Consider the following 11,965-nt stretch of genomic DNA (forward strand, 5'->3'; position numbering starts at 1 on the left):
AAACTCCACGCCGTGTAGCTCGTCGCAACTCGCGCTCCGGTGACCGGATCATGACCAAAGCTTAACGTGACTTGGCCCCGCCCCACAGGCATCCCGACGCTGCAATGACGAGTACCGACATTCCGGAAAACGCCACGACCAAAGGCCGCGCCAGCCGCGGGACCGACGGGTTCGTGCTGATTCTGGTCCTTTCCTTCGCGCTGAGCGCCATGGTGATCCTGGGCTGGGCCTGGCGATCGGGCGTCAACCACATCTTCGCCGCGCAGACCGGCGCGAGCCTGTTCCCCGGCTTCACCGCCGAGACGCCGGGCAACGCCGCGCACGGCCTGATCGTCACCAGCCTGCGCTCGGGCAGCGAGGCGGCGCTGGACGGCATGGAAGTGGGCGACGCGATCGTCGCGATCGACGGCCGCAACGTCGACACGCTCGACCAGGCCCGCCGCTACCTGCGCGACGACCATCATCCAGACGTATATCTCGACTTGGTCCACCAAAAGCAGCTACGCCATCTCAAGCTCTTGCGAACCGCAGGTGGAGAGAATGGGGCACAAGCTGCTGCTGGTGGAGGATGACGAGGCGACCGCCGCGTACATCGTCAAAGGAATGACCGAAGAGGGGTTCACGGTCGATCGTGCCGACAACGGTCGCGACGGCCTGTTCCTCGCCAGCGACGGCAGCTACGATGCGATCGTGCTCGATCGCATGCTGCCCGGCATGGACGGCATGGCCGTGCTCGGCGCGTTGCGCGCCGCCAAGATCGAGACGCCCGTCATCATCCTCTCCGCGCTCGGCACGCCCGACGACCGGGTCGGCGGCCTGACCTCGGGCGCCGACGATTATCTGGTGAAGCCCTTCGCCTTTGCCGAGCTGCTCGCCCGCGTCCGCCTGCTGCTGCGCAAGCGCGGCGCCGTGGAGGGCGCTGTGACCAAGCTCATTTCCGCCGATCTCGAGATGGACCTGCTCTCGCGCCGGGTGAAGCGGGGTGCCCGGGTGATCGACCTGCAGCCGCGCGAATTCCGCCTGCTCGAATATTTCCTGCGCCATCCCGACCAGGTGATCACCCGCACCATGCTGCTCGAAGGCGTGTGGGACTATCATTTCGATCCCGGGACCAATGTGATCGACGTCCATATCAGCCGGCTCAGGAAGAAGCTGGACGACGGCGGCGAGCCGATCCTCCACACGATCCGCGGCGCCGGCTATCGCCTGGGCCCGGCGGCCTGACGTGACTCTCCGCTGGGGACAGCTCGCGCGCTCGGTGACCGCGCGCTTCGTGATCGTCGCCTTCCTGGTGCAGCTCACCGTCACTGGCGGCATCCTGCTGTTCGTCCAGCAATCGAGCGAGCGCGCGCTCGCCGCCGAGCAGAAGACCCTGGTGACCGAGCTGCGCGACGACCTGGTCTCGGCCTGGCATGCCGGCGGCGATGCCGGGCTGCGACGGATCATCGACGTGCGGCTGGAGCAGGCACATGCGAGCCCGCCGGTGATCCTGCTCGCCACCGCGAAGCAGGACCCGATCCGCGGCAACCTAGGTGACTGGCCGACGGTGATCCCGGCCGAGACCGACTGGCAGGCGATCGAGCTCTACCGCACGGGCAGCGACCGGCCCGAGCTGATGGGGGTCTCCTCGACCACGCTGCCGAATGGCGAGCTGCTGCTGGCCGGCCATGTCATCAGCTCGAGCGTCCGGCTGGCGCGGGTGAACGAGGAGGCGATCACCGCGGCGCTGGTGATCGGCGTGATCTTCGCGCTGCTGAGCGCGCTGCTGATCGGCCGGGTGCTCTCCAACCAGATCCAGGGCGTGGTGACCACCGCGCGCGAAGTGGGCGAGGGGCGGCTCGGCCGCCGCGTGCCGACCGACGGCAGCGGCGATGCGTTCGACGCGCTGGGCGAATCGGTCAACGCGATGCTCGACCGGATCGAGGCGCTGGTCTCGCAGCTGCGGATGATGACCGACGGACTGGCGCACGACCTGCGCTCGCCGGTGACGCGCATCAAGGTGTCGCTGGAGCGCGCGATCATCGAGACCGAGGACGATACCGCGCTGGCGGCGCTGGAGCGTGTCTCGGGCGAGGCGGAGACCCTGCTCGGCATGCTCTCCACCGCGCTGCTGATCAGCCGGGCCGAGGCGGGGATCGGGCGCGACCGCTTCGTCGACACCGACATCGCCGCGCTGCTTGAGGACCTGGCCGAGGTCTATGGCCCGCTGGCCGAGGATCGCGGCTTCGAGATCGCGGTCGAGGCCGAACCCGGGCTGCACGCGCCGCTGCACCGCGAGCTGGTCGGCCAGGCGCTGGGCAACCTGATCGAGAACGCGACCAAATATGCCGAGGGCGGGCACCATATCGTCGTGCGCGCCGCGCGCGAGGGAGGGGGGATCGCGCTGTCGGTGGCCGATGACGGGCCGGGCATTCCCGAGGAACGCCGGGCCGAGGCGATGAGCCGGTTCGGCCGGCTCGATCCGGCGCGGCACGAGACGGGTTCCGGGCTGGGGCTGTCGCTGGTCGAGGCGGTGGCGCGGCTGCACCAGGGGAGCTTCGCGCTGGAGGATGCCGGGCCGGGGTTGCGGGCGGTGATGCGGTTTTAGATTTCCCTCTACCGCTTTTGCGGGAGAGGGAGGGCGAGCATCGCGAGCCAGGGTGAGGGTGTGTGCTGGCCGCAAACGATCGGCTTGCCGCTCTTACAGCCCCTCACCCTTCCGCCGCTGCGCGGCTCCCTCCCTCTCCCGCAAAAGCGGGAGAGGGAATTGGTGCTACACCGCCAGCGCGTAGGTCATCACCAGCGCGGCCACCGTCATCAGCGACATCGCGGCGATGAAGGTGACGTCTGCCATCCGCTCCAGCTCGTGGAGCCGCTTGGCCGGGCCGTGGCGGATCGCGAAATAGCTGGTCAGCGTCGCGATCAGGAACAGCACCGCGTCGAGCGCCAGCATGTCGTCGGCCAGGGTGTTGGCCTTGCGTACCGCGATCACCACGCGGAGGATGCCGATCGCGGTGAGGCAGACGCCGACCATCGCGGCCGCGATCGGGCAGATCATCCGGCAGGCACGCTCGTCGAGCGTGTAGGCGCTGTGGTGCTCCTGCGGCGGTCCCTTCACTCGGCGGCAACCGGGATCCGGGTTTCCTCCTTGCCTTCGGGCGCGGCGACGGCCTGGGCCTCCACCCGGCCGCTCCGCTCGAGCTTGCCCCAGCCGACCCAGGGACCGCGGAGCGCATTGGCGACGGCGCGGATCACCACCCAGTACATCAGCTGGCGATAGACGAAGCGCTGGGCGAGCAGCAGCAGCCCGGGATAGCGCTTCTCGCGCGCCTCCATGCGATAGGCGACCCAGCCGCACAGGAAGTCGATCCCGGTGAAGGCGATCCAGTAGATGCCCATGCGGATCACGTCGCTCTCGGTCTGCGCCCAGCCATGCTGCCAGACGCGGAGCGCGGTGCCGAGGATCGAGGCGACCAGCGCCGCGTCGATCAGCGGCGAGATCAGCGCGAAGGCGATCTGGAACACCCAGGCCTGCGGGATGCCGACCAGCGCGAGCCCGGCGGGCTTGCGGGTGCGCAGGATCGCGCGGTGCTTCCACAGGCACTGGAGCGTGCCGAAGGCCCAGCGGAAGCGCTGCTTGGCGAGCGCGCCGAAGCTCTCCGGCGCCTCGGTCCAGGCGACCGCCTCGATGTCGTAGCCGACGCGCCAGCCCTTGCGCTGGATCGCGATGGTCAGGTCCTGGTCCTCGGCCAGCGTGTCGACCGGATAGCCCCCGACATCGTCCAGCGCCGCCTTGCGCCAGGCACCGACCGCGCCGGGGACGACCATGATCGCATCCAGGCTGGCGAGCGCGCGCCGCTCCAGATTCTGCGAGGTGACGTACTCGACCGCCTGCCAGCGGGTGACCAGGTTGATCCGGTTGCCGACCTTGGCATTGCCGGCGATCGCGCCGATCTCGTCATCCTCGAACCAGCGGGCGAGGCGGGCGATGGTCAGCGGCTCGAACTGGGTATCGGCATCGAGCGCGATGACGATGTCGCCCTTGGCGAACTTCAGGCCCTGGTTGAGCGCGCGCGCCTTGCCGCCATTCTCCAGGGTGAGCAGCTTGACCCGCGACTCGTTCGAGAAGGCAACGCGGACGACGTCGCTGGTGCCGTCCTTCGAGCCGTCGTCGAGCACGATGACTTCGACATCGACCTGCTCGCTGGCGAGGACGCGGCGGATCGAGCTCTCGATCACCTTGGCCTCGTTATAGGCAGGGATCAGCACCGAGACGAAGCGGCCGGGATCGATCGCGGGGGCGACCGGGCGGTTCTTCCTGCGGTTGCCGTTCACCGCCAGCGCGGCGAGGACGATGGCGCGGGCGATGCCCAGCGCGATCGCGGCGAAGAACAGCCACTTGAGCGCGAAGCCGATCATCGCGAGGACCAGGAAGATGCCGACATCGGTGCGCACGGCGACGAGGTCGGCGCCCTGCACCTTGGGCATCACCTGGTCACGGCTGAGGCCGGCGAGCTGTGAGACGGGGACGAACTGATAGCCCTTCGCCTTCAGCGCATCGATGATCCGCGGGAGCGCGGCGATGGTCTGCGAACGGTCGCCGCCGCCGTCGTGGAGCAGGATGATCTGGCCCGACTGCTCGTAATTGCCGACCTCCACCTCGCGCAGCACGGTATCGACGATCGCGTCGACGCCCGGACGCTGCCAGTCGTTCGGGTCCACGTGCAGGCCGACATTGGTGTAGCCGGCGCGCTGGGCGGTGAGCGCGGGGATCAGCTCGTCCGCGGTGGTCGGCTCGGCGTCGCCGAAATAGGGCGCGCGGAACAGCCGGACCGAGCGGCCGGTATAGGCCTCGATCAGCCGCTGGGTGGCGTTGAGCTCGATCCGGGTGCCGCGCGCCGAGGCGAGCGCCAGGTTCGGGTGGGTGAAGGTGTGGCTGCCGATCTCGTTGCCCTCATCGACGACGCGGTTGACGAGGAAGGGCTCCGCCATCGCATTCTCGCCGATCATGAAGAAGGTGCCGGTGACCTGCTTCGCCTTCAGGATATCGAGGATCTTCGGCGTCCATTCGGGATCGGGGCCGTCGTCGAAGGTCAACGCGACCTTGCCGGGCATGTAGCCGGTGCGGGTGACGACATAGGGCGTCGGGAGCGACTGGAAGACCTCGTCGACGATCAGGCCATTGGGGTTCTGGACGATCGTGCGCGTGCCGGTGCTGGGCGTGCTGGTGATGCGCAGGATCTCGCCCGATCCCTCGACATCGACGTCGCCGACCGCCTCGATCCGGCGCAGATCGGGGATCCTGCCCGAATGCGCGGCGGCCAGCGCCGGCCAGAAGTTCGAGTCTTCGGAGCCGAGGCGCCACAGCGCGACACCGCCGACGCCGCGCAGATTCGCCGCGCGCAGCTGGTTCCAGGCGGTGGTGGCGTCGGCCATCCACACGGTGTGGGAGACGCCATTCTCCTCATAGGCGAAGCTCTGGTTGCCGCTCGCCTTGTCGAAGGTGACGGTCGCCTCGCTGTCATGCGCGATCAGCCAGGCTTCTTCGATCGAGATCGGATCGGCCTTGCCGGGGGCGGTCCAGTTATAGCCGTAGTTGGCGATGCCGACGATCAGCTTGTCGGCCGGTACCTGCTTCAGCGCGGCGTTCATCTGGTTGACGAACCAGGCCTGGCTGGCGATTGGACCGGGCGCGGTGACGGGCGCGTGCTCGTCATAATCCATCAGGATCAGCTTGTCGGTCGCGGCGGCATAGGCCTTCATGTCCCAGTCGTCGTCCTGGGCCGGCACGGTGACCGAGATGCTCATCTTCGCCGCGGCGAAGCGGGCATGGGCGTCGCGCAGCAGCGCCAGATAGCCGGGCTGGGCGGCGGTCGGCAGCTCCTCGAAGTCGAACACGGCGCCATCAGCCTTGCGCGCGACCAGGGTGCGCTGGAGATCATCGAGGAAGGCGGTGCGCGCCTTGGGATCGCGCAGCAGCGCGGCGGCGCCGGCGCTGTCCCAATTGTCGCCGGTGGCGTTCTGCACCATCGGCAGCACCTTGGGGCGCTTCGTCGCTGCGGCGATGATCGTGTCGAACTGCGGATCGGGGGTGACCGTGATCGCATGCTTCGCGCCGGTGACGCTGTAGAGCGCGGGCACGACCCAATCGAGATCGTTGACATGGCGGCGCAGCGAGGCGCGGCTGGCATCGTCCCAGGGCACATAGAAGCCGACCGAGAGCGGCGCACTCGACGCGCTCGCCTTGCCGCGCGGCAGCCAGGAGGCGAAGCTGTGGCGCAGGTGATTGGCCTGCTGCTTCAGCGAGCGGGGCTGGGGATGCTCGCGGATCAGGGCGAGCGGGCCGGGGATCGGCACGCGCACGACCGTCATCGCAAACGCACCCGCCGCCAGCACGATCACCAGCAGCAGCGCGAAGAAGGCGCGCATCGTCCAGCGGTTCCGTCTGCCGCTCGCATCGAAGAAGATCGGACGTTCCATCGCCTCTGTGCCCTGTTCGCAATGTCTGGGTGGTGCGACGCCCGGCCCGAGGAGTGCAGGAGGGCCGGGCGCCGCTGGTTTGCCGGCCATGAACGCGAATATGGCCTGCCCTCTCCGGATAGCCCCGCCAGTCCTTCCCGGACCTGCCCGCGGCATTAACTTCCTGTCATGTCCGCTTTTCCGAAAAACGAAACGGCCGGCGCGAGGGGAGCGCGCCGGCCGTTCAGATGTTGCGGGTGCAGGCTAAAGAGGGTTGCCTGCACCCGCTGGCATCGCCCGGAACAGGGTAAGTCGGACGATACCGAATGCGGGGTCAGCGATGCGCCTGCGCTGCCGCCGATACATGCGCGATGCGTGCGTCGGCGGTGGACAAGGCGGCGGTGCCGGAGACGAGCGTGGCCAGCGCCAGCAGCGCGATCGCAATGCGGGGATTGGCCATCTCTTGTCTCCTGTCTCACCGGTTCGCTTGCCGACCGTGAGACAGGAGATAGGCCCTGCAAGATGTAACGGCGCTGGCCGGCGGGTTACAATTTGGACAGGCGGAGACCCATCCAGCGGGAAAGCTCCGGCGCCGTCCGGCGCGCGATGACTTCGAAGGCTATCGCGAGAGCCAGGGTGATCCCGAACAGCGGCATCAGCATGCCCAGCGCCACGGTCAGCCCGACCAGCGCCCAGCTGTGCCGGAGCGGATCCTTCGCCGCCGGGGCGCCGAGCGCGCCCTCGGGGCGTCTCTGCCACCACAGCACCACGCTGGATACCGCCAGCGTCACCAGCCCGATCAGCACGAGCAGATTGACCAGCTGGTTGAGCAGGCCCAGCCACGCGCCTTCGTGCACCGCTACGCCGAAGCCCACCGCACGGTCGACCCAGTGGCGGTCGCCGAAGCTCTGCGATCCGATGACCGCGCCGTCGTCGCCGATCTCGACCGAGACACGCCTTGTGCGGTCCTCGGCCTGGGACTGCACCAGCCAGCGGCCGCCGGCCTTGGTCGGCGGGCTGACCTCGGCCGGGGCGGCGAGGCCGAGCGTCATCGCCTTGTCGACCACCCGGTCGAGCGCCGGGCCCTTGGGGGCGACATGCGCCATGGTCATGCCCTGGTGCTCTGCATGCTCGTCGAGCATCGCCCGCACGCCCTTGTCGAGATCGGCGCGCGCCTGAGCGTCCGCCACCGATCCCGCCGACCAGTCCTGGCGGACCGCGGCGGTGCCGGTCACCACGCGGACCTGCTTGAGATAGTCGCCCCAGTTCTTCGCCCAGGGCAGGCCCGAGGCGATCAGGAACACCGCGCCGATCGACACCCACAGGCCGGTCACCGCGTGCATGTCGCGCCAGAAGACGCGCTTGCCGCCGCCGAGGCGCGGCCAGAGGATGCCGCCCAGTCCTTTCCCCTTGCGTCCGCGCGGCCACCACAGGAACAGGCCGGTGACGATCATCACGATCGTCCAGCAGGCGGCGATCTCGACCAAGGCCGAGCCCCAGTCGCCGGCGAGCAGCTCGCCGTGCAGCCGGAAGATCACCCGCATGAAGCGATCCTCCTCGGGCACTGCCTTGAGCACCGCGCCGGTCTGCGGATGGACCCAGACCCGGCTCTCCTCCGCCCCTGCGCCGACCAGGAGCTGCACGGCATCGTCGGGCGCTTCGGGCAGCACATATTTGTGCAGCGCCGATCCCGGCACCTCTGCCGTGCCTGCCGCGACGATCTTTTCGGGCGCGAGCATCGGGACGCCCGGTTGCGCTACATGGGTGTATGGCGCGTAGAGCCAGCCTTCGATCTGCGGCTTGAACAGATAGATGCCGCCGGTCACCGACAGCCACAGGATGAAGGGCACGCAGAAGATGCCGGCATAGAAATGCCAGCGCCACACCGCGCGGAACCAGCGTTCGTGGCGGATCGCCTTCTCGCTCACAGCGTCCACCCCGCCTCGACCAGGAAGCTGCGCTGCGGATAGGGGTGATAGACCCAGGCGCGATCGTTGGTGATATTGTCCACGCCTGCGCTCAGCCGGAAATCGTCGGTCATCTTCCAGTTCACCTTGGCATCGAGCGCGAACAGCTCAGAGGTATAGCCGAACGTATCGCCGCGCTGGAGCCCGAACAGATCGGTATTGGGCCGCGTGGCATAGCGCATGCCGACAGAGGCGAGCACGCGCGGGGTCACCTGATAGCGAAGATTGGCATTGAGCCGCCAGCGCGGGATGCGCGGGAACTGGACGCCTTCCGCCGCTGGCGCGCTGTCGTTGCGCACGGTCTTCGAGTCGATCCAGGCGGCATTGGCGTCGATGTCCAGCCCGCGAATGCCGACATCGCGCGCCTCGGCGATCAGCTCGAGGCCATATTGGCGGGTGCGGTCGATGTTCTTGTAGTTCGATATCTGGATGCCGTTCTGGTTGACCCCGTAGAACGAGAAGATCGTGTCATTCACCCGCTGCCAGAAGGCCGAGCCGGTGAGCTTCAGCCTGCCAAAGTCGTGCGCGACGATGAGGTTGGCGTCGCGCGATCGCTCGGGCTTCAGGTTCGGATCGAAGCTGTCTTTGTCGAAGGTCCCGTTGCCGTTGAAGCTGCCCTGGAACAGTTCGCCTACCGTCGGATAGCGCGTCGCCTCGGCCAGGCTGAGCTGCGCGCTGGTGGCGCCGCCGTGCCATTCGACCGAGAATTTGGGATCGAAGCTGCTCGCGTTCCGCACCGCGTAGCGATGGACGCCCGAGCCGGCACGCCCGAGCCCGCCATCGAACGCTCGCCAGCTCTCGAACCGCGCGCCCAGCGTGAACACCAGCGCATCGGCCTTCAGCCGCCCCTCGGCCCAACCGGAGAGCAGACGCGTCTTGCCGAAGGTCCGCGTCGAGAAGTTGCGGCCATCATCCGACCGCCAGCGCGGCACGGCGTAGCTGGTCAGGTCGGTCTGGTAGAGATTGGCGCTTACCCCGGCAGCGAGATCGAACGGGCCGGTCTTCGCATCGAGCGAGAACTCGCCCGTGTACCAGCCGGTCGGCCCCTGCCGCGCCAGCGTGCCTGCGCCATTCGAGGCGCCGGACGCATAGCCGCCCGAGGTGAACCCGTCCGAACGCGCGACCTGATAGGTCGAGACGTTTAGCTTGGCGGTCACGTCATTGCCCAGCGGCGCCGCGATCTTGCCTCCGGCGAGGAACTCGTCACGGACCGTGCGCGACCAGTTGGCGCCGTTGGCGAGCCAGGTCTTGCCCAGCGTGGTCACGGTGCCGCCGCAGACGGGGGCGCCGGCAGCGTCGCGCAGATAGCATTGCGGCGCGGTCTGGCTGTCGAGATTGTGCCAATATGCGAACAGCAAATCGCCGGCGATGCCTGAGGCACCGTCATAGCCGATGCGCAGCTTGGCCTGGTCCTGCGTGGTGGCGGCAGGGCTCTGGGCGGCGAAGATCGGGTTGGTGCCGTTGCCGGGGGCGTTGGCGATCGCCTGGCCGGGGTCGACGATCGCGCCGGTGACCGGGATGCCGATGGCGCCTGCAGGGGCAGGTGTCAGCCCGTACCAGCTCATCGGCTGGCCGTCGTTGCGGAAGTGCCGCCCGGAGAGCCGCGCCGACCAGGGGCCATCCTTCTGCCGCCAACCCAGGCCCGCCTCGCCCGACCAGCCCCAATAGGTGGCGTGGGTGCCGTACTGGTCATAGGGCTCGGCGAGACCCTGGACGGTGGCGAACGCCTCGGTCTTCTCGGGCGAGCGGGTGGTGATGTTGACGATGCCGCCCATCGAATTGCCCGAGTAGCGCGCCGAATAGGGACCGTAGACGATGTCGAACTGCTCGACCTCGCCGGGGCCGACCACCCCCCATTTGGGCGCGAAGGCGAAGCTGTTGCCGAGGAAGTTCGACACCACGAACCCGTCGACCATCACCAGTGACCGCGCGCTCTGCATCGAATGGGTGCCGCGGAAGCCGGGTACGCCGTTGGAGTCGCCGGCATAGCGTTTGCGCACGAAGAAATCGGGCGCGTATTTCATCAGATCCTCGACATTCTGGGCGTTGATGCCGGCGAATTGTTCGTCACCCAGGCTCACCGAGAGCCCGCGCGGATCGATGCTGATCGGCGCATCCTTCTGGCCGATGACGAGGATGGAGGGTTCGTCCTGCGCCTCCTGGGCGAGGGCAGGGGCGGCAATGCAAAGCAGCGGCAGCGCGGCAATGCGCGCGCGGCGGTATGAAGACATGGGATTTCACCTGAACGAGGAAAGACGCGGTTCAGGTGCGGGAAGGCGGTCCTCGAAGGGGCGGCCGGGCGAAGGCGCGGCGACGCACCACGGGCTGCGCGACGGGCGCGAAGCCCAAGGCGAGGAGGAAGGCGATCGCGGCAAGCAGCAGCACCGGATCGGTGCCGCCGAGCATGGCATGGCCGAGCCCCGACCAGGCGCAATCCTGCTTGCCGCTGTCGGGGGTCTTGGCGTGGTCGGGGTCCATCGGAATGTCGATGGTCATCGTCGCGGGGCCGTTGCCGTCGCAGATCGCCATGGTCAGCGTCTTGCCGCCGGTTTCGGCGAGCATGTAGCCGGCGGGCACGAGCGCCTTCACCGCCAGCGCCATGGCGATCAGCCACAATGCCAGACAGCGATGTTCTTTCAGGAAGACGCGCCATGCCCCCATGGACGGTCGGGCTACGCCGTTCGGGGCGAGCTGTCATCAGCGTAATCGCGAAGGCGGGCTGGGCATTTTGTCCCACACCTCCGTCATCCCCGCGAAGGCGGGGATCCAGAGTCACAAGGGACGTCGCTCTGCTACCCTGGATCCCCGCCTTTGCGGGGATGACGAATGAAAGGAGGCGCGGGGATGACGCTGCGAACGAACCGGCGTAAGGGGCCGCGCATGACCAGCACCCAGCCCATCCTCGTGCTCACCACCGGCGGCACGATCGACAAGCAATATTTCGACGCCTCGAGCCAGTACACGATCGTCGGCACCGTGGTGACGCGGCTGCTCGAGCTCGGCCGGGTGCTGCATCCCTTCCAGGTCGAGGAAGTGATGCGCAAGGACAGCCTGGAGATGGACGACGCCGATCGTGCGAAGATCGCCGCCCGCGTCGCCGCTTCGGATGCTGCACGGATCCTCATCACCCATGGCACCGACACGATGACCGAGACCGCCAAGGCGCTGGCCGGGATCGCGGGCAAGACCATCGTGCTGGCCGGCGCGCTGGCGCCGGCGCGCTTCGCCGAGAGCGACGCGACCTTCAACCTGGGTATGGCCTTCGCCACGGTGCAGGTTGCGCAGCCTGGTGTTTACATCACCATGAACGGCACCGTGTTCGAAGCCGGCAAGGTGGTGAAGGACCGCGAAGCGGGGCGGTTCGTCGAGCTCTAACTTTCTTTTCCCCGGCGAAGGCCGGGGCCCAGTCTTGAAAGTCACGCGCCTTGGCGCGTCTTCGCCGCGTACTGCTTAGTCTGGGCCCCGGCCTTCGCCGGGGAAAAGCACTGCGCTGCCATGAGCGTTAGGAGGCGGAACGTGGTTGCAGCATGCCCCGCCTCCGTCCCTTGCCGTTTCCGGCA

At 68.1% G+C, this 11,965-nt stretch carries 10 protein-coding genes; 4 read left to right on the forward strand and 6 right to left on the reverse strand.

Annotated elements, in window-relative coordinates; genetic code table 11:
* Positions 1-104 precede the first annotated feature (104 nt).
* The 3 genes from J2W22_RS20415 to J2W22_RS20425 are packed head-to-tail and all read left to right on the forward strand — an operon-like array spanning position 105 to position 2,587.
* The gene (locus J2W22_RS20415; protein ID WP_307120116.1) at positions 105-572 is read left to right on the forward strand and encodes a PDZ domain-containing protein; all 468 of its coding nucleotides are present in this window, start codon (positions 105-107) and stop codon (positions 570-572) included.
* Positions 541-1,224, forward strand: a complete 684-nt coding sequence (locus tag J2W22_RS20420; RefSeq protein WP_307120117.1) for a winged helix-turn-helix domain-containing protein — start codon at positions 541-543, stop codon at positions 1,222-1,224. The genes J2W22_RS20415 and J2W22_RS20420 overlap by 32 nt, the downstream gene beginning before the upstream one ends.
* 1 nt (position 1,225) lies before the next feature.
* Positions 1,226-2,587 (forward strand): sensor histidine kinase, encoded by a 1,362-nt coding sequence (locus J2W22_RS20425; RefSeq protein ID WP_307120118.1) that lies wholly within the window; start codon positions 1,226-1,228, stop codon positions 2,585-2,587.
* Between the two features lie 165 nt (positions 2,588-2,752).
* Here J2W22_RS20425 and J2W22_RS20430 read toward each other — a convergent pair whose 3' ends face one another.
* The 6 genes from J2W22_RS20430 to J2W22_RS20455 all read right to left on the reverse strand — a co-directional run bounded on the left by J2W22_RS20430 (position 2,753) and on the right by J2W22_RS20455 (position 11,066).
* On the reverse strand, positions 2,753-3,097 hold the full coding sequence (locus J2W22_RS20430; protein ID WP_307120119.1) for a hypothetical protein: 345 nt from the start codon (positions 3,095-3,097) through the stop codon (positions 2,753-2,755).
* Positions 3,094-6,459 (reverse strand): glycosyltransferase, encoded by a 3,366-nt coding sequence (locus tag J2W22_RS20435; RefSeq protein WP_307120120.1) that lies wholly within the window; start codon positions 6,457-6,459, stop codon positions 3,094-3,096. Before J2W22_RS20435 ends, J2W22_RS20430 begins: the two co-directional genes overlap by 4 nt.
* Positions 6,460-6,772: 313 nt before the next feature.
* Positions 6,773-6,898: a hypothetical protein gene (locus J2W22_RS20440; RefSeq protein ID WP_307120121.1), complete on the reverse strand. Its 126-nt coding sequence runs from the start codon at positions 6,896-6,898 to the stop codon at positions 6,773-6,775.
* 85 nt (positions 6,899-6,983) lie between these two features.
* On the reverse strand, positions 6,984-8,375 hold the full coding sequence (locus J2W22_RS20445; protein ID WP_307120122.1) for a PepSY-associated TM helix domain-containing protein: 1,392 nt from the start codon (positions 8,373-8,375) through the stop codon (positions 6,984-6,986).
* Complete coding sequence (locus J2W22_RS20450; protein WP_307120123.1) at positions 8,363-10,636, reverse strand: TonB-dependent receptor; 2,274 nt, start codon at positions 10,634-10,636, stop codon at positions 8,363-8,365. Before J2W22_RS20450 ends, J2W22_RS20445 begins: the two co-directional genes overlap by 13 nt.
* A gap of 31 nt (positions 10,637-10,667) precedes the next feature.
* Entirely contained in the window at positions 10,668-11,066 is a 399-nt protein-coding gene (locus tag J2W22_RS20455; protein ID WP_307120124.1) for a DUF2946 family protein, read from the reverse strand.
* 219 nt (positions 11,067-11,285) lie between these two features.
* Between J2W22_RS20455 and J2W22_RS20460 the strand changes: the two genes are divergently transcribed.
* On the forward strand, positions 11,286-11,780 hold the full coding sequence (locus J2W22_RS20460; RefSeq protein ID WP_307120125.1) for an asparaginase domain-containing protein: 495 nt from the start codon (positions 11,286-11,288) through the stop codon (positions 11,778-11,780).
* Positions 11,781-11,965 lie beyond the last annotated feature (185 nt).

The organism is Sphingomonas kyeonggiensis (assembly GCF_030812785.1).
Classification (GTDB): Bacteria; Pseudomonadota; Alphaproteobacteria; order Sphingomonadales; family Sphingomonadaceae; genus Sphingomonas; species Sphingomonas kyeonggiensis_B.